15 protein-coding genes and 1 tRNA gene are annotated in these 25,287 nt (G+C 59.9%); 11 read left to right on the top strand and 5 right to left on the bottom strand.

Annotated features, from left to right (window positions below; translation table 11 throughout):
- Positions 1-65: 65 nt before the first annotated feature.
- Together AC1DNI_RS22110 and AC1DNI_RS22115 are read right to left on the bottom strand one after the other, a co-directional pair.
- A complete protein-coding gene (locus AC1DNI_RS22110) occupies positions 66-296 on the bottom strand; it encodes a hypothetical protein (protein ID WP_477693436.1) in 231 nt (76 codons plus the stop codon).
- A gap of 399 nt (positions 297-695) precedes the next feature.
- Positions 696-1,829 (bottom strand): glycosyltransferase, encoded by a 1,134-nt coding sequence (locus tag AC1DNI_RS22115; protein ID WP_477693437.1) that lies wholly within the window; start codon positions 1,827-1,829, stop codon positions 696-698.
- A 234-nt stretch (positions 1,830-2,063) separates the two neighbouring features.
- Between AC1DNI_RS22115 and AC1DNI_RS22120 the strand changes: the two genes are divergently transcribed.
- Positions 2,064-2,738: a response regulator gene (locus AC1DNI_RS22120; RefSeq protein WP_091946220.1), complete on the top strand. Its 675-nt coding sequence runs from the start codon at positions 2,064-2,066 to the stop codon at positions 2,736-2,738.
- An 18-nt stretch (positions 2,739-2,756) separates the two neighbouring features.
- On the opposite strand, the gene AC1DNI_RS22125 is transcribed toward AC1DNI_RS22120, so the two are convergent.
- A complete protein-coding gene (locus AC1DNI_RS22125) occupies positions 2,757-4,175 on the bottom strand; it encodes a sensor histidine kinase (RefSeq protein ID WP_477693438.1) in 1,419 nt (472 codons plus the stop codon).
- A 255-nt stretch (positions 4,176-4,430) separates the two neighbouring features.
- Here AC1DNI_RS22125 and AC1DNI_RS22130 point away from each other — a divergent pair, with 255 nt between their 5' ends.
- From AC1DNI_RS22130 to AC1DNI_RS22145, 4 genes are all read left to right on the top strand, one after another.
- On the top strand, positions 4,431-11,714 hold the full coding sequence (locus tag AC1DNI_RS22130; protein ID WP_477693439.1) for a peroxidase family protein: 7,284 nt from the start codon (positions 4,431-4,433) through the stop codon (positions 11,712-11,714).
- A 72-nt stretch (positions 11,715-11,786) separates the two neighbouring features.
- Positions 11,787-13,553 carry a type I secretion system permease/ATPase gene (locus AC1DNI_RS22135; RefSeq protein ID WP_477693440.1) on the top strand — a complete coding sequence of 589 codons (1,767 nt, stop codon included), beginning with the start codon at positions 11,787-11,789 and terminating at the stop codon, positions 13,551-13,553.
- Positions 13,550-16,141 carry a cadherin-like domain-containing protein gene (locus AC1DNI_RS22140; protein ID WP_477693441.1) on the top strand — a complete coding sequence of 864 codons (2,592 nt, stop codon included), beginning with the start codon at positions 13,550-13,552 and terminating at the stop codon, positions 16,139-16,141. The genes AC1DNI_RS22135 and AC1DNI_RS22140 overlap by 4 nt, the downstream gene beginning before the upstream one ends.
- Before the next feature lie 37 nt (positions 16,142-16,178).
- Positions 16,179-17,522, top strand: coding sequence for an HlyD family type I secretion periplasmic adaptor subunit (locus AC1DNI_RS22145; protein ID WP_477693442.1), 1,344 nt, complete (start codon positions 16,179-16,181; stop codon positions 17,520-17,522).
- 405 nt (positions 17,523-17,927) lie between these two features.
- On the opposite strand, the gene AC1DNI_RS22150 is transcribed toward AC1DNI_RS22145, so the two are convergent.
- Positions 17,928-18,017 (bottom strand) — tRNA-Ser (locus AC1DNI_RS22150).
- A 175-nt stretch (positions 18,018-18,192) separates the two neighbouring features.
- On the opposite strand from AC1DNI_RS22150, the gene AC1DNI_RS22155 reads away from it, so the two are divergent.
- Complete coding sequence (locus AC1DNI_RS22155; protein WP_477693443.1) at positions 18,193-18,618, top strand: OsmC family protein; 426 nt, start codon at positions 18,193-18,195, stop codon at positions 18,616-18,618.
- 3 nt (positions 18,619-18,621) lie between these two features.
- Here AC1DNI_RS22155 and AC1DNI_RS22160 read toward each other — a convergent pair whose 3' ends face one another.
- Positions 18,622-19,164: a carboxymuconolactone decarboxylase family protein gene (locus AC1DNI_RS22160; protein ID WP_477693444.1), complete on the bottom strand. Its 543-nt coding sequence runs from the start codon at positions 19,162-19,164 to the stop codon at positions 18,622-18,624.
- A 236-nt stretch (positions 19,165-19,400) separates the two neighbouring features.
- Between AC1DNI_RS22160 and AC1DNI_RS22165 the strand changes: the two genes are divergently transcribed.
- The 5 genes from AC1DNI_RS22165 to metG all read left to right on the top strand — a co-directional run bounded on the left by AC1DNI_RS22165 (position 19,401) and on the right by metG (position 25,280).
- Positions 19,401-20,642 (top strand): septal ring lytic transglycosylase RlpA family protein, encoded by a 1,242-nt coding sequence (locus tag AC1DNI_RS22165; RefSeq protein ID WP_477693445.1) that lies wholly within the window; start codon positions 19,401-19,403, stop codon positions 20,640-20,642.
- A 67-nt stretch (positions 20,643-20,709) separates the two neighbouring features.
- Entirely contained in the window at positions 20,710-21,840 is a 1,131-nt protein-coding gene (locus AC1DNI_RS22170; RefSeq protein ID WP_477693484.1) for a D-alanyl-D-alanine carboxypeptidase family protein, read from the top strand.
- 75 nt (positions 21,841-21,915) lie between these two features.
- Positions 21,916-22,587: a dTMP kinase gene (gene tmk, locus AC1DNI_RS22175; RefSeq protein WP_477693446.1), complete on the top strand. Its 672-nt coding sequence runs from the start codon at positions 21,916-21,918 to the stop codon at positions 22,585-22,587.
- Entirely contained in the window at positions 22,584-23,645 is a 1,062-nt protein-coding gene (locus AC1DNI_RS22180; protein WP_477693447.1) for a DNA polymerase III subunit delta', read from the top strand. Before tmk ends, AC1DNI_RS22180 begins: the two co-directional genes overlap by 4 nt.
- Positions 23,646-23,732: 87 nt before the next feature.
- On the top strand, positions 23,733-25,280 hold the full coding sequence (gene metG / locus AC1DNI_RS22185) for a methionine--tRNA ligase (RefSeq protein ID WP_477693448.1): 1,548 nt from the start codon (positions 23,733-23,735) through the stop codon (positions 25,278-25,280).
- Positions 25,281-25,287 lie beyond the last annotated feature (7 nt).

Genomic DNA, 25,287 nt, shown 5'->3' on the forward strand with positions numbered 1-25,287 from the left:
TCCAGCCAAAATCTCTAGCTCGAATGAATGGGTCTTCTGGACGGGAGTGCAGATACCTCAGCTGCTCAGGCCGCTTCAGCCATCTGCACCAGACGGTACAGATCGCGCTCAAGCGTCGCAATATCGGCAGCGTGTAGCGTGCACCCGTTATGGTGGAGCAGGAAGACCGCGCCGCTTTTTTCAATGCAGCAAAGACCGTCGGCATAGACATAGCCTTCACCATCGCAATGGCCTACAGCGAAAAGATCGTCGCAGTAGTCACGCGATTCTACGAACTCTTCGAAGCTCAGTTTCATTCCGGTCATCCTTCAAGACGCCAATGTCAGCGATCGGATTTTGAGCCGATTCGCCTGAAATGCCTAGAAGGTGACGCGTTTGACCCCAATATTGCGCTTGCAGGGCCGAAGTCCGCTAGATGTGGAGCAATCCCAGCGTTACGCCGAGGCTGAGGCCGATTGTGAATACGGTGAAGCAATTGAAAGCTGTCAGGCGCATGAGGTTTTTCCCCCGTCATTATTATTCGATCGCCAATCATCCAACAGATCGGCCATGCTGACAATCGCCCTAAAAGGATGAAGTGCGCCGCGTCCGGCTTCACGCCCCGTCGGTTCGCCTATAGTGGGCTGATCTGCGACCAAGACAGGGATGGGTATGGGGAAGCCCTGGCAACCCATCGAGATCATTGGGCCATTCTCTCAGGACGACAAGATCCGCCTGGGCTCGGGTACCGAAAGCTCCGCTATTTGTCCTTGCAGGATTTTTTCGACCTCGATTGCGATACGCGCGGGATCGCTCAAGGTCACGGCCCGGAAGCGTCCGTTCTCGACGTTGCCGTCATCCGGCTGATCGATGGTCTCGACGATCGCGGAACCCAACCGCTCAGTATCGTGCTCGGCGATCAGGAACCCGTAGCGGCTGTCGGTAATCACTTCGCCGAGACCGCCGTGCATCACGGAAGCTACCACCGGTATGCCGTAGGTCATCGCCTCGACCGGCGTATTGCCGAAGGCATCCCAATCGGAATTGAACAGCAGGACATCCAGGCTGAGATAGAAGTCGCGCATATCCGCAATCCAGCCGAGCCAATGGATACGGTCAGCGATACCGAGTTCCTGCGCCAAATTCTGCAGCTTCTCCTTTTCGGGACCAGAACCCGCGATAGCGAAACGCACGTCGGGCTGTTTTGCGGCAACGACGGCGGCTGTTCGCAAGAACACGTCAAACCGCTTGCGATCGATGAGCCAGCCGGCATTGCCGACTATTTTGGCTTGTGGCGGCAACCCGTACCGTCGCCGTGCGGCCGCCTTATCCTCCGCAGATGCCTTTTCCGGCACCGCCAGCGGATTGCGGATCGTGCGGGTTATGGATTTGACAGAAGGGACAATGGTTTCGGCCTCGAGCCTTACAAAATCCGACGGGTAGCTGATTGCATCGAATCGGCGCTTTGCCAAACCATAGAAAAGCTTCCACTGCCAGTCGGGACGCACCGAATGGTGGAAATGCATGGCGAGGAGGCGGCGACCGCGCGCAATGCCGCCCAGCGCCAGCATTGCCAGGAGATTGCTTCCCGTCATCATCAGGGCATCTGCCCGTTCGCCCCGCAGGATCCGGTAAAGCGTGGGCAGGCTGCGCCAACCCAGGGCGCCCCGATACTCCATCCCGACCGCTTCGATGCCGGACTTGTCCAAATGCTCCTTGAGGGCACCAAGCGGATTGAGCGATATGACTTTTATCTCGTGGCCGCGATCCTGAAGGCATTGCATCAGCCGCAGCGAGGCCTGCTCCATGCCACCGAGTTCAGTGCACTGAATGATATTGAGAATGCGCATATCCTTGCCCCGATCGGACAGCGCCCACATTGCGAGCACTATTTGTTAGAGGCGATGATCTTATTCCTCGGCAACAAATGAAAGTTATCCATCCGGATGAACTCCGCGAACCATTCACTGGTTGTATAAAATAAGCAATCCGATGCGTAATCCTAATTGGGTACGGGACAGAATCGAAGAACAAGTGCCTAATATCGCCCAAAGCCGCAAAGGCAAAAGGGGGGCGAAGTCACTATGGTGCCAATTTCTGTTGCGCTGGTCGATGACCATCCGCTCATGCTTGCAGGCGTCGTCAATCTCTTCGAAACAAACTCAGAATTTTCAGTTGTGGCCAAGGGCGCATCGGCCGATGACGCGCTCCAGATCAGCCGGCAATTGCGTCCCGATGTCATGGTTCTCGACCTTTACATGCCGGGCAATGTCTTTGAAGTCATCAGCGAGATCGGCGCAAATCCGGGAGGCACGAAGGTTGTTGCGTTTACTGCGATGACGGGCAGCGACTATGCTGTGCGGGCGCTCCATGCCGGGGCCAAGGGCTACGTTCTCAAGGGCAGCAGCGCCGATGAACTCATTCAGGGCGTGCGTGCCGCCCACTCGGGCGAAACATACATTACGCCGGCTTTCGCAATCAAAGTCATCGAAGCATTGCGCATCGCCTCCTTGCGCAAGAGAGCTGCGGGACCGATCAAGCTCAGCATCCGTGAAGAACAGATCGTCAGCCTCCTGCTCAGGGGCCGTACCAATCGTGAGATCGCGATCGGGCTCGGCATAGGCGAAAAGACGGTCAAGAACTATATGACGATCCTCATGCAGAAGCTGCATGCGCGAAACCGTCTTGAAGTGCTGATCGCCGCGCAGAAACTTGAAGTTGCCAGCCGCGACGAGCGCGAATCCGTTTCGCGTCATTAGTCGAAGCGATTCCAATGCCTAGGCGCTGTTGCTTTCGAGGGGAACGGCGACAATAAGGCTGGTGCCTGCACCCGGTTCATGCACGATCCGCACCGTGCCGCCAAATGCCTCCACCCGGTTGCGAATTCCCTGAAGTCCGAGTGGGTGCCGTCGCCCGGCCGAAGCAATTGGCTGGTCGGGGCTGGGGCCCTTGTCGCTGACAGTGACGGTGATGACGCTGCCATCGGCGCTCACTTCCACCCGCTGTCCGCGGGCTCCAGCATGGCGATAGGCATTGTTGAGACCTTCCTGCACGACCCGGTAAAGACATATCTTCAGCGGATGCGCGACCTTTTCCGGCAGATTCTCGTAATGTGCCGCGACAATTGACCCTGTCGCGTATTCGTGGCGTTGCGCTGCGAGCTTGAGCGCTGCTTCGATGGACAGGTTTTCAAGTTCCGGCAGCACGAGACCCGTCGAGAGCTCGCGCAGTTCACTGAGTACCTGGCTCGCAAGCCGCGACGGGTCGAGCTCATCCCGCTGGTTGCCTGCGCCCGACGTTTGCCCGAGGCGCAGGATCAGCAGGCTCAAGACCTGGACGGGACCATCATGCAGATCCGAGCCGATACGATTGAGCAGTGTTTCGTTGGACTTTGATGCATCCATGCGCGCCTTGTCGGCGGTTCTGCGCAGTGCACGGTTCTGATCGGCAAGCGCTTGCGCGTTCTCCAACTGCGATTTCAAGGTTTCACGCTGCGTATTGATAATGCCGCTGGCGCGCCGCACGATCAGGTAAAGCAGGCCCATGATCGTCAAGGTCGTCGCGCCGACCAGCGCCCAGGTGCTGCGCTGGACGCGCGATCGCTGCGCGATGAAATCCTCCGCTTCCTCGTATAGCTCTCCAACCGCGATCACATCATGGTTCCCGGGTCGGTAGATGGGTGCGTAGATTTCGATCAGTGGACGCGCCGTTTGCTCGTTGGCGATACCCTGATCGTCATGGTGCTCTTCGAGTTGAGCGACGACTGTTCCGGCGAACGCCCGTTCAATATCCTCGGATGGCAGCCGTTTTCCCATAAGTGACTTGTCTGTGCTGTAGACAACAGTTCCGTCCTTGTCCCAGATTCTGAAGCCTTCCACTCGCTTCGCAAGATCCGTGCCGATTAGAAGGTCATCAAGTTCCTTCTGCCTTTCCGGAACGACAAGCGGCCTGCCATTTTCCTCGTCGACGTGGCGGGCAAGGAATCCCTCCATGTAAAGGGCGCCCGACTCTGCCCGGCTCCGCAACTGGTTGGCCGCAATCTGTGAACTCAGCCATTCTCCAAGGATCGCCATGGATCCCAGGAGGATGAGCGCGGCTACGACGAGGAATTGCGATTTTAGATCAAGGCGTTGCCAGTACCGTACGAGCTTGCCGATACCGAACCGCCCACCCTCGTGGTTGAGGTCATAGGTCATGTTGGCGATAAGGCCAAAAGTCCCGAAACTCTCTTGACCAAGGTCTTTGTAATTGACCGGACCTTCCGAACTACCAAGTTCGCTCCCCCCACCACATCATCCGACTATCGAAACTCGTGTCGACGTTTTTGGTGAGTTTGTCCCGGAGATCCGGGTCTGGTCAAGAAAAACACGCCGCGGGAGGGGGATGGCGCCTGCCTAAGTGCAGTCGCGGCAACAAAACACCGCGCAAGAAAGCGGTCCAGGAGGGCAATTATGGTAACCTACATTCGTTCGGATCTCGATTTCATCCTCAAGCAGATCAAGATTGCTGAGGCGGACGCCGCATTCCGGCAAGGCATAACCACGGGCGATCCGAACAATGTTGCCAAGCCGCTCTTCGGGGAGGGAGGGTCCATACCGACCTACAACCTCGCTTGGGGCCTTCGCACCGTCGACGGAACCTACAACAACCCGCTGCACCCGGAATGGGGCGCTGCCGACAATGAGTTCCCTGAGCCGCTCGGCACGCAGTTCAAGACGATCATGGTGCCCGCAGGTCCAGGCGGAGCGCTGGTTCCGGTCTCATACAATCCCACGGTGGATAATGACGGACCCGGGACCGCTGTCGCCGGCGATGTCTTTGATCCCTATGTGCGCACGATTTCAAATTTGATCGTCGACCAGACGCTCGGCAATCCGTCGGCGATCCTGACGGCATTGCAGCGCGCCGGTATTGTTCCGGCAGCCCAGCAAATGACCGTTACGGCCCAGATCACCGCGGCTTATGAGCCGCTCAAGCCCCTGTTCAATGCTGTCGGCACGGCCGAACGTCTGAACGCTGAGGCGCAGGCTGCCGCATCTGCGAGCCCAGGCAACCAGGCCCTGCAGGACGCTGCCGCAGAAACCGCCGCCGACCTTGCAGCCGCGCAAGTTGCACTTGAGGCAGCGGACGATGCGCTCATGACGCTCCTCGACGCCAATGGCGTCGAACTCGACGGCGTCAACATCGTCATCACCAACGCTGCGCCCGATGAGGGACTGTCCGCGCCGTTCAATTCCTGGTTCACGCTCTTCGGCCAGTTCTTCGATCATGGCCTCGACCTTGTCGCAAAGGGCGGCAACGGGACCGTGTTCATTCCCCTGATGGAAGACGATCCGCTTTTCGTCCAGCCGACGCCCGAGAATCCGAACCCGCCGAACTTCATGGTGCTGACCCGCGCAACGCTCGCCGGTCCTGGCAATGACGGCGTTATGGGTACTGCCGACGATACCGATCGCCCGGTGAACACCACCACCTCTTTCGTCGACCAGAATCAGACCTACACTTCCCATCCATCGCATCAGGTCTTCCTCAGAGCTTATGAGTTCAACGCGGCCGGCGACCCGGTCTCGACGGGCAAACTCATCGAAGGCGGCAATGGCGGCATGGCCACATGGGCCGATCTGAAGGCTCAGGCGGCTTCGATGCTTGGCATTCAACTTCTTGATGTCAACGTCGGCAACGTTCCCTTGCTGGCCACAGATCCCTATGGCGAGTTCATCCGCGGGCCGAATGGCTTTCCGCAGATAGTGACATCGGCTGGTCTGATCGAGGGCAATCCTGCCGCCAATGGCGGGCTCGGCGTCCTTGTCGACGATCCAAACCATGTGCCCCCCTATACAGCGATCCGGACCGGTCATGCTTTCCTTGCCGACATTGCCCACAATGCGGTGCCTGACGGGCTCGCTGATGGCGACATCGAGATCGGGCTGAACAATCCCGGCTTTGATCCCGGCGACTACGACAACGAACTTTTGGACGCGCACTACGTCGCCGGCGACGGCCGCGCCAATGAAAATATCGGCTTGACCGCCGTTCACCACGTTTTCCATTCCGAGCACAACCGCCTCGTCGAGCACACCAAGGAAGTCGTTCTTGCTGATGCCAATGCGATGCTGGACGATGGCGCGTCACAGGCCGAGGCCGTTGCATTCCTCAATGAATGGCTTGTCAACGACGTCGCTTCGGTTCCCGCAACAGCGACGGGCCTGATCTGGGATGGCGAACGGCTGTTCCAGGCCGCCAAATTCGGCACCGAGATGCAGTATCAGCACCTCGTTTTTGAAGAATTCGCCCGCAAGATCCAGCCGAACATCAATGTGTTCCTGGTTCCGGATGGCTATGACGTCACGATCGATCCGTCCATCGTCGCCGAGTTTGCGCATGTGGTTTATCGCTTCGGCCACTCGATGCTGACGGAATCCATCGATCGCTTCGATCCCAACTTCAATCCGGATCATATCGGCCTTATCGAGGGCTTCCTTAACCCGCTGCAGTTCGAAAACAACGGCGGCGACACCACGGTCGATGCCAATGTCTCGGCAGGCGCGATCGTTCGCGGAATGACGCGGCAGGCCGGCAACGAGATCGACGAGTTCGTCACGAGTGCATTGCGCAACAACCTGCTCGGCCTCCCGCTCGATCTGGCAACGATCAACCTGGCACGCGGCCGTGATACGGGTGTTCCTTCGCTTAACGCCGCCCGCGCCCAGTTTTATGCGGCAACCAACCAGGATGTGTTGCTAAAGCCTTATGCAAGCTGGGTGGATTTCGCCGGGCATCTGAAGCATGAAGCTTCCATCATCAACTTCATCGCTGCCTACGGCACCCATTCGCTGATCACCTCACAGGCGACGCTGGAAGGCAAGCGGGACGCCGCACTGACGATCATCTCGGGCGTATCCGTCGATGGATTGGTCGTACCCGCAGACCGCCTAGCATTCCTGAATGCCACCGGAGCTTACGCAGCAAATCAACCGGGAAGCACGCTCGGCGGTCTCAACAACGTCGATCTGTGGATCGGCGGCCTTGCCGAAGCGATCATGCCCTTCGGCGGCATGCTTGGCTCCACATTCAACTTCGTCTTCGAGATGCAGATGGAAAAACTGCAGAACGGCGACCGGTTCTACTATCTGCAACGCCTCGACGGCCTGCATTTGTTCGGCGAGATGGAGAACAATTCGTTCGCGGCAATGATCATGCGCAACACCGATGCAACGCATCTTCCATCGGACGTGTTCTCGACGCCCGGCCTTATCCTGGAGGTCGACCAAACCCGGCAGTTCAACGATCTGAATGGTGATGGCACTCTCGTATCCGACGATCCGCTGGGTGATGGGATCCTCACACAGCTCGTTATCCGGGATGATCCGGGAACAGCGGCCGTGGAGACGAACTACCTGCGCTATACTGGCGGCGACCACGTGGTCATGGGTGGTACTGATGGCGCCGACACGATAATTGCCGGTATCGGCGACGATACGCTCTTCGGTGACGGCGGCAACGACCGGCTCGAAGGTGGTTTCGGCAACGATATCATCAATGGCGGCGATGGCGACGACATCATCCTCGACAGCGGCGGCGACGACAATATCAAGGCGGGCAAGGGTAACGACGTGGTGCACGCCGGGCCTGGCCTCGACCTTGTCATGGGCAATGACGGGCAGGACTTCATCTTCCTCGGCACCGACATGGGCTCGGAGGTCTTTGCCGGCACCGGCGACGACTTCATCTACGGCAACAAAAACGCCGAACGCATCCTTGGCAATGAGGGCAACGACTGGATCGAGACAGGGACCTTCGACGGTGCCCCCGGCGACAACTTCGACGAAATCTTCTCGCACGATGAGATCAACGGACACGACGTGTTCCTCGGCGATGGTGGCTTTGACGAGTTCATCGGCGAAGGCGGCAACGAAATCTTCGTCGGAAGCGCCGGTCGCGGCAAGATGGTCGGCATGTCCGGCTTCGATTGGGCGACGTACAAGGATAATCCGAATTTCGTGAACGCGGATTTGTCGATCCCGATCGTATTCGACGAAGCGCCTACGCTACCTCAGAATGCCGCGCTCGATGAATACGAGTCGGTCGAAGGCCTCTCCGGTACACGGTTCAACGACGTCCTGACCGGCACGAACATACTCGCCGCGGAACGGCTTCCCGCTCTCCAGGGGGGTACTGAAGGCTATCAGGGCAGCGCGCTCGACGCCGAAGGCATCGCGTTGATCAGGGGCCTGCAAGAACTGCTGGGTGCTGGCGTGACCGAATACAGCGCCGGCGACATTATCCTCGGCGGCGATGGCAGCGACCGCCTGACCGGCCAGGCCGGGGATGACATCATCGACGGCGATAGCTGGCTCGACGTGCAGATCGGCGTCTTCGCGGTTGGCGATACGGAGCACACAGGTACGCCGATCGCCCTGCACAACAGTATGACGACGCTCGCTGCGAGCATGTTCAACGGGACGATCAACCCGGGTCAGCTCAGCATCGTGCGGACGATCAGGAACAGCACGACACAGGAAGCGCTCGGCGAGACCACCGACAGCGACGGCGTTGCCGATATCGACCGCGCGGTGTTCTCCGGTGCACGGGCCGAGTACGACATTACCTTTAATCCCAATGGCACCGTAACGGTCGCCCATACCGGCGGTCTGGCGACCGACGGCACGGACACGATCCGCAATGTCGAGGTCCTGGACTTCACCGATCAGGATATCTCGCTGCTGGCGCCAACGCTCGATCTCAACGGCGATGTCACTACCACGACGACCGCAATTGCTGCGCAGGCCTATCGTGATGAGTTCGAAACTCCTGCTCATAACAACAGCAATGGCAGCGTGGCCTGGGGGGCGACACCCTGGGTGGAGACCAACGATATAACTACCGGCAATGTGGTCACTGGCGGCCAGATTCAGCTCGACAACGGCACCAACGAGTTGCGCTTCACTGCCGGCGACGGTGCGCAGATCACCCGTACCGTCAACCTCGGCGGCGTGACCACGGCGACACTGTCTTTCAGCTACGATCGAAATAATGGCACCAGCACCATCGATGCAGGCGAATCCGTACAGGTCCAATACTCGGCTAGCGGGTCCTTTGCCCCTGGAAGCTTTACTATCCTGACGACGATTGATCAAAACTCTGGAGGAGCTGACGGCGCTGACACGTTCAGTACCAACTTGAATCTCACGGGGGCTGGCCCGAACTCGGCGATCCGATTCGTCACCACTGCGATCAGCGCTGGCGAGTACGTTCTGATCAACAACTTCAACATCGCCACATCGACGACCACCACCACCGTCACTCCCGGTAGCCCCGGCAACAACTACGTCACCAGCTATGCCGAGAATGGGGCTGCCGTTGCGATCGCAGTTGGCGCTCGGATCACCGACGACGGCACGACGATGGCTTCGGCCCGTGTTGTTCTGACCAATGCGAGCGCAGGCGACGTCCTGTCGGTGCTGGGCGGATTGCCGGCTGGAATCACCTCGGCGGTTGATAACAGCGTTCCCGGGCAGATCACTTTGAACCTGACCGGAAACGCCTCGCTCGCCGCCTATCAGGCAGCCATCCAGCAGGTTCGGTACTCCAACAATTCGGAAAACCCGGCAGTTGGCGCACGCACCCTGCAGGTCACCGTCAATGACGGCCTGCTCAACAGCGCGGTGGCCACGACGACGGTAAATGTTACGGCCACCAACGATGCTCCCGTCGCCAATAACGACACGGTCATCACCAATGTGGCGGCAAACACCTTGTTCTCCGTCTCCCAGGCCGCTCTGCTCGCCAACGATAGCGATCCGGAAGGTTCCCCTGTCACCATCACGGCAGCGGGCGGCGCCACCGGCCTTGCAACCGGCCCCACATTGGGAGCGGGCATCATCAGCCTCTCGGACAATGCCACCGCCGGCGGCACCTTCACCTATACCGGCAGCGACGGTGCACTGACCGACGGCGCCACGGTGACGATCACCCGCGTTACCACGGCCGGCATCACTGGCAGTGCAGGAAATGACATCATCGTCGGCAACAACACTGCCAACACAATCACCGGCGGTGCGGGCTTTGATCACATCAATGCCGGGGACGGCGGCGACACGGTCAGCGGCGGTACCGGAAATGACATCATTCTCGCTGGCACCGGTAACGATACGATTATCTGGAACGCCAATGCCGCGGGCGATACCGATGGCTTCGACATGGTCAATGGCGAAGAGGGTGCAACCGACACCTTCGTGATTAACGGGCGGGCTACCGCTGCCGAAACCTTCATCATCTACGCCCGGGCAGCGGCCATAGCGGCCGGTATCCAAGTGAACGGTGTCGATAGTGAGATCATTATTACCCGGACGGTCGGGGGTGTAACGACGATCATTGCCGAGCTCGACAATATCGAAGAGATCACTGTCAACACGCTCAATACGACAACAAACAACGGCAACAATCCGAACGCGCCGGATGGAGGGGTGAGCGCAGGCGACACGATCCAGGTCATCGGCAATTTCAATTCGCCGTTCACCAGCCTGAACTTCAGCACGATCACCATCGATGGCAATGCCGGTGACGATACGGTCGACATCTCGGCCCTCTCGTCGGCACATCGCATCGTTTTCCGCTCCAACGGCGGCAACGATACGATCATCGGCAATCTGCGGCCGCAGGACGTGATCGAGCTTCCCGACGGAAAGACCGTCGCCGACTATGCGACGACGATCGAAAATGGCGTCACTACCCTGACGAGCAGTGAACAGACGATTACGTTCACCGCCCCCGATGGCATGCCGCAGATCGGCGCCCCGATCGACGATGAAGAAGAAGTACCGACACCACCTGCAGCTCCGGCAACGGGCGCACCGATCATCGGCACTGCCGACGGCGACGTCCTGAACGGAACGGCAAACGGCGAAACGATCCTTGCCAGGGCCGGCAACGACGTGGCCATGGGGGGGGCCGGTGCCGATATCATCCGCGGCGATGAGGGCGACGACTTCGTCATGGGCGAGGGCGGCAACGATATGATCTTTGCCGGCTCCGGCAACGACGATGCCCTTGGCGGCGAAGGCAACGACATGCTCTACGGCGATGCCGGAAACGATCGTCTATTCGGCGATGCCGGCAATGACCTGATCGACGCCGGGGCCGGCAACGACGCGGCATATGGCGGTGAAGGCAACGACATGTTCGTGGCAGCAGCGGGTGACGGCGACGACACCTTCTACGGCGATACCGGTGTCGATACCCTCGACATGGCGGCTATCACCGCGAACCTGACCGTGGAGCTGGGCTCAGGCTTCATGGGACGCGGCAGCGCGTCAAGCAGCCAATCCGGTTCGGATACGCTGTGGAACGTCGAAAACATCGTGACCGGCTCGGGCGCGGACAAGATCACCGCGAGCAGTGCCGTCAACATCATCGACGGCGGTGCGGGCAACGATACGTTCCGCTTCCTCTCCGAGGCGGATGCGGATGGCGACACGATCGTCGGGTTCCAGACCGGCGACAAGATCGATGTCAGCGGTATCGACGCCAACAATGGAACGAGTGGAAACCAGGCATTCACGCTTGTTTCCGCGGCGACGCTCAGCGGCCCGGCGCAACTGATTGTCACGCATGAGACACGTGCGGATGGTGACTACACCGTGGTCCAGGGCAGCGTCGACGGTGACGCCAGCGCAGAACTGCGGCTCAGCATCAAGGGCAATCACAACCTCACCAGCTCGGATTTCAATCTATAGTCCGGGCGGGCGACGGGCCGGAGGCATAGCGGGCCCGTCGCCTCATTCAAATAAGAAAAGTGGGGAAAAACAATGCGTTCCAAGCCAGCTTTAACGGGGATGAAGCGAAAGAATGCCGAGAAGCTCACAGAGGGTTTTCGCGGCATCTTCGCGTTTCTGTTCACGACCTCGGGGATCATCAACATCCTTGCCCTGACCGGCTCGTTCTACATGTTGCAGATCTACGACCGGGCCTTGACCAGCGGCAGCGTCCCGACGCTGCTCGCACTGTCGGCACTGGCGATCGGCCTTTACCTCTTCCAGGGTCTTTTCGACATTATCCGCTCGCAGGTGCTGGTGCGGGTCGGAGCGCGTCTCGATGCTAAGATCGCGCCGCTCGCGCATCAGGTCGCCATCGACATGCCGCGTTTCGGCTTTTCAACGGCGGAGGCGCTCGAACGCGGCCGCGACGTCGACACGGTGCGCAGTTTTCTTGGCAGCCAGGGCCCGGTGGCGCTGTTCGACCTGCCATGGATGCCGCTTTATCTCATCTTCGTCTATATGCTGCATCCCTATCTCGGGGCGCTGACCTTCGGTGGCGCCTTCATCCTGTCGGTGCTGACGGTGATCACCGAATTGATGACGCGGCGGCTGGCAAGTTCGACGCACCAATCGGCGATTGCCCGGAATGCCATTGCCGATTCCAACGCGCGCAATGCCGAGATCCTGAAAGCGATGGGCTTTGCCGGGCGGGCGGTCAGCCGCTTTAACGCGGCGAACCAGGAGCATCTGCAATTGCAGACGCGCACCAACGACATCAGCGGCACCTTTGGCGCGGTCTCGCGCGTTTTGCGCATGGTCCTGCAGTCGGCCGTCCTCGGCCTTGGCGCCTGGCTGACCATTCAGGGCGAACTTTCTGCCGGCGCAATCATCGCCGCCTCTGTGGCTTCGGCCAGAGCGCTTGCCCCCGTCGATCTTGCCATCGGCAACTGGAAGGGTCTTGTTGCGGCCCGCAATGCCTTCAACCGCCTGAAGGAAACCGTCGTTGCGCTCGCGGGCAACGAGGCGCCGATGCAATTGCCGGCGCCGACGGCATCGCTGAAGGTCGAGAAGATCACCATTGCGGCGCCCGGTTCCGGCCGCGTGCTTCTGAGCGAGGTGAGCTTCGAGATCATGGCCGGGCAAGCACTCGGAATAATCGGCCCAAGCGGCGGCGGCAAGACGACGCTGGCGCGGGCGCTCACCGGCATCTGGCCGGCGCTGCGCGGCAGCGTGCGGCTCGATGATGCCGACCTGACACAGTGGTCGGATGACAATCTCGGCCAGTATATCGGCTACCTGCCGCAGGATGTGGCGCTGCTCGATGCAACGGTTGAGGAAAACATTGCCCGGCTCGAAGAGGATGCCGATGCCCGCGCCATCGTCGAGGCGGCGCAGATCACCGGGATCCATGAAATGATCGTGCGCATGCCGGACGGCTATCGCACGGCGCTCGGGCCGCAAGGCGCCTCGCTTTCCGGCGGACAGCGCCAGCGCATTGGCCTCGCTCGAGCGCTCTACAAGAACCCATTCCTGGTCGTTATGGACGAGCCCAATTCCAACCTCGACGGTGAGGGCGAAATGGCCCTGACCGAAACGATCAAGGCGATCAGGGCGCGCGGCGGCATTGCCGTCGTCATCGCCCACCGGCCGAGCGCGCTCGCCGCCGTCGATCTGGTTGCCGTCATCCAGAATGGCAAGATGGTGGCGTTCGGCCCGAAGGAGGAGATTCTCAAATCAGCCGCCCCGGCGGACCCGGGCAACCGTCAGGCACCGGCAGCGCAGAATGCGCCGCGCGTCACATCGAGGGTACTGGCATGATCATCGAGGCAAAAGGCACCAAGACCAACCCATCCGAGAATGAAAACCCGCATGAGCGCTATGTTCTGAAGAATGCGGACAGGCGCTCCCATGCGCCCCTGTTCTTTACCGTATTCCTGACCGGGCTTGCGGTATATTTGAAGAGCGCTTTTCCGCGGCTCGGCGACTATGCCGACAATAGCGAGGAAAGACCGCCGGCGCCGGCCGGTGCGGCCGGAACGTCCGCCCCGGAGCAGGTTGTGGCGCGCGGGCCCGAACTTGTGATCGATAACGAATATCCGGAGGAGAGGAAGCACAGCGGCTCAGGCGAGGCGCTGGTATCGGCGCGGCGAGGGAGCGCTTTTGAACTTGCCGATACACCGCCCATCAGCCTCCAGGACTTGAACCTGCCGAGTTCGGCGCTGCTGCGCCAGTTCGGCGGAATTTCGGTATCATTCCAGGCCGCCAACGACAACGCCTGGATGGCACAGCCGGCGCGCGGGATCGCCTCCAGCAGCGGCGGTGGATATGGCTGGGCACCCGAAGCCTTTCGGCATGCGTTTCCAGACTTGGACGACGACAACGAAGAGCCGGCGAGCGACGATGCTGACGATGAAAACGGCAAGCCGGTAAACCGGGCGCCGCGCACCAGCGGTCCCGTCACGCTCTACGACGTCTACGGCTGTGCGGGGGCGCTGATCGGCCTTGCCGATCTCCTGCGCGGCGCCGCCGATCCCGATGGGGATCCGCTTTCGATCCGCAATTTGACTATCTCCTCAGGGACGTTGACGCAAGCCGGCAATGGCTGGACCTTTGCCGCAAGCGGACTTGGTCCGGTCACGCTCACTTACGAGATTACCGACGGCAATCTTTCGGTGTGGCAAACCGCGCAGTTCTCGGTGCTGCGCAATCTGCCCATCTTCGGCACCCCCGGCGACGATATTCTTGTCGGCGGCGACTGTGCCGACGACATTGACGCGCGCGCGGGCAACGACCTCATCGATGCACGGGGTGGCAACGACACCGTCAATGGCGGCGATGGCGACGACCACATCGTTGCCGGCAGCGGCAACGACATCGTCATGGCGGGTGCGGGCGCCGATATCGTGCTTGGCGGCCTCGGCGACGACACGATCTGGGGTGGTGCCGGCAATGACCGACTCTATGGCGAGGATGGTCGCGATACAATTTTTGGCGAAGACGGCGACGACACGATCAGTGGCGGCGATGGCGACGACCTCATGTTCGGCGGCTTGGGCAATGACAACATTACGGGGGATTTGGGAAATGACCGCATCAATGGTGATGATGGCAATGACATTCTTGACGGCGGCCTCGGCAATGACGTTGTCCTGGGCAATGCGGGGCTCGACATCGTCCGCGGCGGTGAGGGCAACGATCTCCTCGGCGGCGGCGCCGATGCCGACAGCGTGCGCGGCGAGGCGGGCAACGACACGATCCTAGGCGATGCCGACGGCGCGAACGACAGCTATGACGGCGGTGACGGCGAGGACACGCTCGACTATTCGGCAGTGACGGGCGCTATCGAGGTCGATCTTGCAGAAGGCGCAGCCTCGGGCGGCGAGATCGGCAATGATGCAATCAGCAATATCGAGGCGGTCAAGGGCGGTGGCGGCGACGATACGATGGGCGGCAGTGCCAATGATGACACGCTTTCCGGCGGCGGCGGAGATGACCGGCTTGCTGGTTCCTCCGGCGCAGACGAGGTCGGCGGCGATGCCGGCAATGATGTCGTCATCGGCGACAGCGATGCAGCGGATGATCGTTATGATGGTGGCAGCGGTATCGATACGCTCGACTATTCTGTGGCAATCATGGCGGTCGCCATCGATCTTGCAGCAGGGAACGCCACCGGCGCCGAGATCGGCACCGACACGATCAGCAACTTCGAAACAATCAGTGCCGGGGCGGGCGACGATACCATTGCCGGCAGCAATGGCGAGGAGACGCTTCTGGGCAATGGCGGCAACGATACGCTTGCCGACGGCGGCGGCACAGACTGGGTTGACGGTGGACATGGGGATGATCGCGTCGTCGCAGCGGCCGATGGCGCCGACGATACCTATGCCGGAGGCGAGGGCACCGATACGCTGGACTACTCGGCATCGGCACAGGCTGTGCTCGTCAACCTCGAAACCGGCGAGGCGACCGGGTTTGACATCGGTCATGACGCGATCAGCGGCTTCGAGACGGTGCACGGCGGTAGTGGCGATGACCGAATGATCATCGGGCCCGAGGCGATGATCCTGCGCGGCGGCGATGGCAACGACACCTTCCAGTTTCACATACCCGAGGGTAGCTCGAGCGCCGAGGTAATTCATAACATTATCGATTTCATGGTCGGCGACCGTATCGAGACCTCGAACTACGAGATCTTCGAAGACGTGATCGACGGGCTGGAGGACCGCTTTGAAGATATCTATGGCGAGACGGCCGGGGACGAGCCCTTGCCGATCAAGATCAGGCACGAGGGCACGGGCGAACTCGCGCAGACATTGATCGAGGTCGATATGAACCGCGACGAGCACTTCGAGATGACAATCAACCTGAGCGGCCATCACGTGCTGATGATCGTCGAAAATCCATAAAAAAGCACGGCAACACAAAAGAACCGGGGGCAGGCACATGCTTGGAAGAAAGAACAAAAAGACCAATCGCAACGGTGCACTATCGGCTGCAGCGCCAGACCAGACGTTCCCGATAGGATCGCGGGTTTTTGCCGGCACACTGTTTGGCCTGCTGCTGTTTGCAGGAGCTGGCGGCTGGGCGGCAACGGCACAGCTGACCGGCGCCATCATTGCGCCGGGGCAGGTGAAGGTCGATCGCAACATGAAATCGGTGCAGCACCGCGATGGCGGCATCATCAGCGAGATCGCCGTCAAGGAGGGCGATTTCGTCACCAAGGGCCAGGTGATGCTACGCCTCGACGATGCCGAGACGCGGGCGGAATTGTCGATCGTGCGCACACAGCTCATCGAGCTCACGGCTCGTCAGGTCCGGCTTATGGCAGAACGCGACAATCTCGATGCCATCATTCTTTCCCCTGAACTATCGAGCCGGCTCGAAGAACACCACCATATCTTCTTCGGGGAGAACCGCCTGTTCGAAGGCAACCGCCAAAATCGCAAAAGCCAGAAGGAACAGCTGGAACTCGGGATCGATCAGCTTGGCCAGGAGGTGACCGGCCTTGAAGCGCAACGGGATTCCAAGACCGATGAAATCGCCCTCGTCAAGATCGAGCACGACAAGATCAAGGGCCTCACAGACAAGCGGCTGATCGAAACTTCGCGCAAATATGTCATCGACCGCGAGATGGCCAAGCTCGTCGGCGAAAAGGGTGAGGTCGAAGCCAGCATTGCCCGCGCCAAGGCCAAGATGAGCGAAATCCAGATCCAGATCATCGCCATCGACGAGACCGCGCGTACCGAAGCGCAGCGCGAACTTTCCTCGATCGAGCCAAAGCTTTCCGAATTGCGCGAGCGCCGCATTGCCATCGAGGACAGGCTGGCGCGCACAGACATTCGCGCGCCCCTATCCGGCACCGTCAATGAGCTTGCCGTCCACACAATTGGCGGGGTCATTACCCCGGCGGAAAAGTTGGTGACGTTGGTGCCCGCCGACGCCGCATTGAAGATCGAGGCAAAGCTGGCGCCGACCGATATCGACCAGGTCTTTGTCGGCCAACCGGCGAAATTGCGCTTTTCTGCCTTCAATCAGCGCACGACTCCCGAACTCTTCGGCAGCATCGCCTATGTCTCGGCGGCGACAAGCACCGATCCGGCAACGGGCCAGGTCTATTATCTTGCCGACGTCATCGTTCCGGCGGATGAACTGGAAAAGCTCGGGGACGGGAAACTGCTGCCCGGCATGCCGGTCGAGGTCTTCGTTTCGACAGAAGAGCGCACGGCGCTGTCATTTCTTGCCAAGCCGCTCGCCGATCAGTTCAGCCGCGCGTTCAAAGAGCAGTGAGGGTTTCGCATTTTCAAGCAAGGTATTAACGCCATGTATTGATGTTTAAGCTTCGCTTGTAGCGATCAATTCTGTCCTGCCCATGACGCATGCCGGGGTATTCCGCCGCCGTCCTGTGGATTGCTCGTGACACACCCGCTCAACGCCAATGCGAGGAACGCAACAATATAAAGTCGCATCGCCGCCTCCTGAAGTTTTGGATGATACGAGAATAAGCTCAAAAATCAGGAATGGTATGTGATCGCCTTCACCTTTGCTTGAGCGGAGGGTGATCTGGTTGAGGCCGCTACCCAAAGCTTGAGAGCGACGGAGTGGGATAGGCGATCGGCTCCAGCATTGCTCCGTGCGAGCCGACACGCGTATCGGTGGATTATATCGTAAATAAATGACTTAGATCGGATGCGATGGCGGAAGAGGTGAGATTCGAACTCACGGTACGGTTCCCCGCACGACGGTTTTCAAGACCGTTGCCTTAAACCACTCGGCCACTCTTCCAGCCTCAGCAGGCGAGGGAAATCAAGCAAAACTCGCCTCGAAGCATCGCCGCGGCTTTTATAGCTCTTCGCATTGCCGCGTCAACGGTTGCGCCGCATCTTTTGCCGTAGACTTGTCCCACAGCGTGCCTGCAAAGTAGAGGAAGCGCAACGGTAGCATAGTGGGAAGCCGCAAGATGTCAGAACTCAAGATCCGCACCAGGGCCGTCGGAGCCACGGCAGTGCTCAAGGGCAAGGAACTGCCGGTGGTAACGTCCGAGACAGGCGGCGAGATCAACATCGTCACCTCCGTCTCGCAGCCGGGGTTCAATCCGCTTGATCTGCTTTATGCGTCACTCTCAGCTTGCATTGCGCTCAGCGCTCGGATTGCGGCAAACAAGCTCGGTGTCTCGGAAAAGCTTGCGGGAGTGCGTGTCCACGTCACCGGCGAAAAGGCGCATGACGAGCCATCCCGCGTTGCGTCGTTTAACATCGACATCGAGATCGATGGCGATCTCGACCCCGGCACGCGTCGCCAGATCGTCCGAAAAGCCGAGGAAATCTGCACCGTTTCCAATACGCTGCGTGGCGACGCGCAATTCGTAACGACCCTTCGCGACTGATCTTCAGGAGGCCACGATATCGCCGGCTGCGGCGTAGCGCGCAAGCTCGGGATCGAGATCCACATTGACGACATTGGTGAAAATGGTCGTCGCAATCATGATCCCCGCAAAGGCGACGAGGTTGACGAGCGTGGCTTCATCATAGCTGGCAGCGAGCTTGTTCCACAATTCGTCCGCTACGGCATTGGAGTTTACGACAATGGCCCTTCCGAAATCGATCAGCGCTGCTTCTCGGGCCGTCGGCACCACGGCTTCCAGCTCCAATCCGGACTCGATCAAGGCCCGGCGAAAAAAAGTGGCGGGAACGCGCGCTTTGCTCGCTTCGGAAATCGCCAGCGACAGGAGCCAGATTTCCCGGTCGCTCAAGGCCGGCCGCAGCAAATCGCGCAACGTGAACCACTCGGCATAGATGCGATGGGCAACCGGAGAATGTAGCATGATGCGTTTCATGTTGGTCATCCGCCCGCGCAATTGCAGCTCACGGTCGTGTTCGGCGCGTGCTTCGGGCGAAGCGGCGGCATAGTCGATTGCAGATATGCGACTCATGGAAATATCCATATTTTTGATAGGCTTGCCGCACTATAGGGCCTGTTAATGGCCTATCAACCTATCGGTGGCAATTTCATATTGGTGCATCCCGGATGGGCGTCGGGGTTTGCGTCAACGTTCTGATCTGCTATCGATACATTACCATTCCTGGGGACGGTCCGCGCGGCCGGTGGTCAACATTGTCAAAAGCCAAAGCTTTTCAAGTTGTGGGGGTTGTTGCCGTGGGCGCTCTGATGACCGCCTGTGCTTCCCCTAAAGTGACAGTTGCACGCAAGCAGCACCCCAAGGAATATTTTGCCGAATCCGCCTATGGCGTAAAGGCGAGCCCGCGGGTCGTCACCGATCTGCGCCACATTCCGCGTGGAGGCGGCCGTAATCTTGTCGGCCAGCCCTACAAGGTTGCCGGCAAGTGGTACTATCCCAAGGAAGAGCCGGGTTATCGGCGCCAGGGCAAGGCGTCCTGGTATGGCTCTGCGTTTCATGGCCGCCTGACCGCCAATGGTGAAATTTACGACACGACCCGGCTGACGGCGGCGCACCCGACGATGCCGCTGCCCAGCTATGCGCGCGTCACCAACCTTTCCAACGGCAGTTCTGTCATCGTCCGCGTCAACGATCGCGGACCCTATCATTCCGACCGCCTCATCGATCTTTCGCAGAAGGCCGCGATGGTGCTGGACTACCACGACACAGGTACCGCTAGCGTCAAGGTCGAGTATGTCGGCCGTGCACCGCTCGAAGGCAATGATGACAGCTTTCTCATGGCCTCATATCACGCGCCTGGCGTCGATCCTTACGGCCAGCCGGCATCCGGGGTGATGATTGCCATGAACGGCGGCACGCCGACGCGGCGCGCGCCCATGCCGATACCCGGCATGCAGCCGCAACATCCCGCCGGCATCCAAGTGGCCAGCCTTGGCAATCAGGCATTTTCGCTTGAGCAACAGGCGGCGCGGATCGACGGGGGCCAGCCGCAGCCTGTGCCGATGGCGGCAGCCATGAACTTCAGCACCGATATCGACCCGGTCTTGCCCCTGGTCGGGCCCTATATCGACGACAAGCCGACGATCCTTATCGGCTCGCTGAAGGGCGGCAAGGCGGGATCGCCATTCGTCAGTTCCTATGCCAGTGAGCGTATTGAAAGCGCCAATGCGCCGATCGAGGCGACTACAGGCATTCTCTCCTCGTCAGCGATTTCTTCGTCATGGAAGAGCATGAACGGGGCGACCGCCAGCCCATCATCCGGCGAATATATCGAGATCGGCCTGTTTGCCAGCAAGAGCGAGGCCGGACGGATAGTCGCGGCCCTTTCGGCGTTCGGCAAAGTCGAGATGGCCGAAGTCGCCAGCCCCGAAGGGCGCAGGATAGAGCTTATTGCCCGTGCCGATACCGGGAAGAATACCGACCGGTTGCTCAAGGCCGCCTGGGCGGCGGGGGCAGGCGATGCATTTGTCGTTCGCGATGACGGGAATTGATTGCCGACGCCTGGTCGTCGCGTTGAAAGCACCCATCCGTTCTCTCGTTCTTGGCATTGCAGTGGTAATGCTCGCAGGCTTCGCTGCCGATGCGCAGGACCAGCTTTTTGACACCAAAGCCAAGCAGGCGTTGATGGTCGAAGACCAGACCGGTACGGTGCTCTATTCCAAAATGCCCGAAACTCTTATCGAGCCTGCAGCCCTCGTCAAATTGATGACGATGGAAGTCGTGTTCCACGAGTTGCAGGCGGGAAGGATCAACCTTTCGACCCAGTATACGGTGAGCGAACACGCCTGGCGCACCGGTGGTGCACCATCGGGTGGGTCGACCATGTTCGCCAAGCTCAAATCGGCGGTCAGCGTTGGCGATCTCATACAGGGCGTTATCGTTCAGTCGGCCAATGATGGCTGCATTATCCTTGCCGAAGGCATTGCCGGGTCGGAGGAAAAATTCGCCGAAATGATGAATGCACGGGCGAAGGAACTGGGGCTCAACAGTTCCACCTTCGTCAACTCCACGGGGTTGCCGGATCCGAAGCAGCGCGTTTCCTTAACTGACCTTGTCGCGCTTGCCCGCCACATAAAGCGCAGCTATCCGGAATTCTATCACACCTATGCGCAGGACAATTTCACCTGGAACAATATCTTCCAGCGCAATCGCAACCCGCTTCTCCGCCTTGATATCGGTGCGGACGGCATGGGCACCGGCTACACCGAACAGTCGGGATACGGCATTGTCGGCGCCACGGAGCACGGCGGCCAGCGTTATGTCGTTGCCTTGAGCGGGCTTGCCAGCGACAAGGAGCGGGCCGAAGAGGCAAAGCGCATCTTCGAGTGGGCCTATCAGGCGTTCGAGGAAATCGATATCTTTGCTGCGGGCGAAACGATCGGGGAAGCGAGTGTCTTTGGCGGCACGAAGTCCAGCGTACCGCTGAAAGCAACCGAAAAAATCAGCCTGCTGGTTCCTGTTGCCAATCGCGACCGGCTGAAAGCGCATGTTATCTACAAGGGACCGCTTGTCGCGCCCATAAAGGCGGGGGAAGAGGCGGGCGTGTTACGCATCTGGATTGGTGACGAGCTTGTCCAGGAAACGCCCGTGTTCACGGCCGAGGCCGTGGAGACCGGCGATCTGAAGAAGCGCAGCATCGATGCGATGCTGGAGTTGACCACGGGCTGGACGAGGCAACTCAAGTTCTGAACACGCCTCGACCTTTTAATTTGCGGGCGCTAGAACCATCTTTAAAATGAGTCTGCATCGAAAGACGGCGGCGGCGTGCAAGGACTATTCATTACATTCGAAGGCGGCGAGGGCGCTGGCAAATCAACGCAGATTGCGCGGCTGGCCGAACATCTGCGCGCAAGCGGCGATGACGTGCTGGCGACGCGCGAGCCCGGCGGCTCACCCGGCGCCGAAGCACTGCGTCACGTCATCTTGAGCGGCGCTGCCGAACTATTCGGGCCCGCGATGGAAGCGCTGCTTTTCGCTGCGGCCCGCAATGATCATGTGGAGCAGGTCATGCGTCCGGCGCTCCGCTCGGGCCGGATGGTGCTCTGCGACCGCTATATCGACTCGAGCCGGGTCTATCAGGGTGTGACGGGCGACCTCGACCCTGATCTCATGCACGCCATCGAGAAGGTGGCAATCAACGGGCTGGTGCCGGATCTTACGATCATTCTCGACCTGCCGGCGGAGATCGGTCTCCAGCGTGCCAACGCGCGACGCGGCGAGGGCACCGCCGACCGCTTCGAGAAGGAAACGGTCGAAATGCATGCCCAGCGGCGCGATGCCTATCTCGCAATTGCCCAGGCTGAACCCGAGCGCTGCAAGGTGATCGCCGGCGACCGGCCGGCAGGCGAGATCGCTCGCCAGATCGCCGAGCTTGTCGACGACCTCAAGGCAAGCCGTGGCATGAAAGCTGTCCGTGCTGCCGAGGTGGCACGATGACCGACGCGATCCTCGACGTTCCGGCTACCCATGACGCAATCGACGGTGTCCCGTCACCCTCTGCCAATTCTGCCCTGTTCGGACACGAGGTGATTAGATCGTTTCTGGCGCAGGCCTATCAATCCGGCCATATGCACCATGCTCTTCTCCTGGAGGGGCCGCAGGGCGTCGGCAAAGCGACTCTTGCATTCCATCTTGCCGGGCACATGCTCAGCAATCCGCAAGCTCACGCTGCGCCGCCGGCACTTGCCGAGCCGGATTTCACAGTTGCGCCCTACCGGCAGATTGCGAGCGGCACGCACCTTGCGCTCTTGCACATCACGCGGCCGGTCGATGCCAAGACGGGCAAGTTCAAGACCGGCATCACCATCGACGAGATCAGAAGGGTCACGCATTTCCTCAACCGGACATCGCATGACGGTTCCTGGCGCATTGTCATTGTCGATCCCGCAGACGACATGAACCGCAATGCCGCCAATGCCTTGTTGAAAACGCTTGAAGAGCCGCCGCAGCGAACGCTCTTCGTTCTGATATCGCATTCATCCGGCCGTCTCCTGCCGACGATCCGATCCCGCTGCCAGTCGCTGCGATTTGAGCCGCTGGAGCGGAACGATCTGATATCGGCTCTAAGCGCAATCAAGCTCGATTCCGCGCAAGCCGGCGATGTCGAGGCGCTCGTTGAGCAAGCCGATGGCAGCGTGCGCAAGGCGGCGTTGCTTCTGGCGTTCGGCGGCCTTGAAATTGCCGAGGCCGTGGAAGGCGTTCTCGCCAAGGCAGTATTCGATGTGCCAAAGGCGCATGCGCTGGCCTCGGCGCTATCGGCCCGCGAAGCTGAAATCCAGTACGATCTCTTTCTGGAAGGTCTCTTCGACCGGATCGCGCTCAAGGCACGTCTGGCGGCAGAGCAGGGCGATACCGCAATGGCAAGCAGGTGGTCCAACCTCTGGAACGAGATGCAGAACGAGGCGAGGGATGCCGCCGCCTACAATCTCGACCGCAAGCAGACCGTGCTGATCTTCCTCGAACGAATTCATCGCGCTCTTGCAGACGCCAGATAGGGCTTTGGTGGTCTGGCAATCGCGCCGGACATGAGTTATGTCAAAGCCTCCCAAGCTTCCGAGACAAAGACGAAAAATTAGGTCAGCATGAGCCGCGAAAAATTCTATATAACCACTGCCATTTCCTACCCGAACGGGAGCCCGCATATCGGCCATGCCTATGAGCTGATTGCGACGGACGCGATTGCCCGTTTCAATCGCCACGATGGCAAGGATGTTCTCTTCCTCAGCGGCACCGACGAACATGGCATCAAGATGCTGCAGACGGCACGCAAGGAGGGGATTTCCCCGCGTGAATTGGCCGATAGAAATGCAAAGCTTTTCCGTGACATGGGAACGCTTCTCAATGCTTCCTATGATGATTTTATTCGCACCACCGAGGAGCGGCACTACGCTTCATCGCAGGCTATCTGGAAGAAGATGGTAGAGGCGGGGGACATCTACAAGGATTCCTATGCCGGCTGGTATTCCGTGCGCGACGAAGCCTATTATCAAGAAGAAGAGACGGAAGTGCGTGCGGATAATGTGCGCTACGGCCCGCAGGGAACGCCTGTCGAGTGGCTGGAGGAGGAGAGTTATTTCTTCCGCCTGTCCGCGTATCAGGAACGCCTGCTTCAGCTTTATGCCGACAATCCTGGCTTTATCGGACCGGAGGAACGCCGCAACGAGGTGATTTCCTTCGTCAAGTCCGGATTGAAGGACCTGTCGGTCTCGCGCACCACCTTCGATTGGGGAATCCCCGTTCCCGGCGATGAAAAGCACGTCATGTATGTGTGGGTCGATGCACTCACCAACTACATTACTGCCGCCGGCTACCCGGACACGAATGCCGAGCGCTGGCGCTATTGGCCGGCAGACGTTCACGTCATCGGCAAGGACATCATTCGTTTCCACGCCGTCTACTGGCCGGCGTTTCTGCTTTCTGCCGGGATCGAGCTGCCGAAACGGGTCTATGGACACGGCTTCGTCTTCAACCGCGGCGAGAAGATGTCGAAATCGGTCGGTAATGTCATCGATCCGATCTCGCTCGTCGAGCATTATGGGCTCGACCAGCTGCGCTATTTCCTCCTGCGCGAGATCCCGTTCGGGCAGGACGGCAATTACAGCCATGAGGCCATCGTCAACCGGACCAATGCCGACCTTGCCAACGATCTCGGCAATCTCGCGCAGCGTTCGCTGTCGATGATCGCGAAGAATTGCGGCGCCAAGGTGCCGCAGCCCGGGGCGTTCAACGATGCGGATCAGGCGATCCTCAACCAGGCGTTGACAGCCCTCGACACGGCGCGAAAGGCAGTGTCTACGCAGGCGCTGCATCTCGCGCTTGGCGCAATCTTCGCTGTCGTGGCTGAGGCAAACCGCTACTTCGCCGGGCAGGAGCCATGGGCGCTCAAGAAGACCGATCCGGCGCGCATGGAAACAGTTCTCTATGTGACAGCCGAAGTCATCCGCCGCGTCGGCATTCTCTGTCTGCCGTTTATTCCAGGGTCCGCAGCCAAGTTGCTCGACATCCTGGCGATCCCGTCCGACAAGCGCAACTTCGCCGATCTGACTGGCGGCGAGCTCGTTGCGGGAGCTGACTTGCCGGCACCGCAGCCGATCTTTCCGCGCTACGTCGAAGCCGATAAAGAAGCCTGAGCGGACA

The organism is Phyllobacterium sp. 01N428, from assembly GCF_056399405.1.

Bases quoted from the DNA above. Each gene is read 5' to 3' on its own strand.
- AC1DNI_RS22110 (WP_477693436.1), bottom strand. From the start codon at position 296: ATGAAACTGAGCTTCGAAGAGTTCGTAGAATCGCGTGACTACTGCGAC.
- AC1DNI_RS22115 (WP_477693437.1), bottom strand. From the start codon at position 1,829: ATGCGCATTCTCAATATCATTCAGTGCACTGAACTCGGTGGCATGGAG.
- AC1DNI_RS22120 (WP_091946220.1), top strand. From the start codon at position 2,064: ATGGTGCCAATTTCTGTTGCGCTGGTCGATGACCATCCGCTCATGCTT.
- AC1DNI_RS22125 (WP_477693438.1), bottom strand. From the start codon at position 4,175: ATGACCTATGACCTCAACCACGAGGGTGGGCGGTTCGGTATCGGCAAG.
- AC1DNI_RS22130 (WP_477693439.1), top strand. From the start codon at position 4,431: ATGGTAACCTACATTCGTTCGGATCTCGATTTCATCCTCAAGCAGATC.
- AC1DNI_RS22135 (WP_477693440.1), top strand. From the start codon at position 11,787: ATGCGTTCCAAGCCAGCTTTAACGGGGATGAAGCGAAAGAATGCCGAG.
- AC1DNI_RS22140 (WP_477693441.1), top strand. From the start codon at position 13,550: ATGATCATCGAGGCAAAAGGCACCAAGACCAACCCATCCGAGAATGAA.
- AC1DNI_RS22145 (WP_477693442.1), top strand. From the start codon at position 16,179: ATGCTTGGAAGAAAGAACAAAAAGACCAATCGCAACGGTGCACTATCG.
- AC1DNI_RS22155 (WP_477693443.1), top strand. From the start codon at position 18,193: ATGTCAGAACTCAAGATCCGCACCAGGGCCGTCGGAGCCACGGCAGTG.
- AC1DNI_RS22160 (WP_477693444.1), bottom strand. From the start codon at position 19,164: ATGAGTCGCATATCTGCAATCGACTATGCCGCCGCTTCGCCCGAAGCA.
- AC1DNI_RS22165 (WP_477693445.1), top strand. From the start codon at position 19,401: ATGACCGCCTGTGCTTCCCCTAAAGTGACAGTTGCACGCAAGCAGCAC.
- AC1DNI_RS22170 (WP_477693484.1), top strand. From the start codon at position 20,710: ATGCTCGCAGGCTTCGCTGCCGATGCGCAGGACCAGCTTTTTGACACC.
- AC1DNI_RS22180 (WP_477693447.1), top strand. From the start codon at position 22,584: ATGACCGACGCGATCCTCGACGTTCCGGCTACCCATGACGCAATCGAC.
- metG (WP_477693448.1), top strand. From the start codon at position 23,733: ATGAGCCGCGAAAAATTCTATATAACCACTGCCATTTCCTACCCGAAC.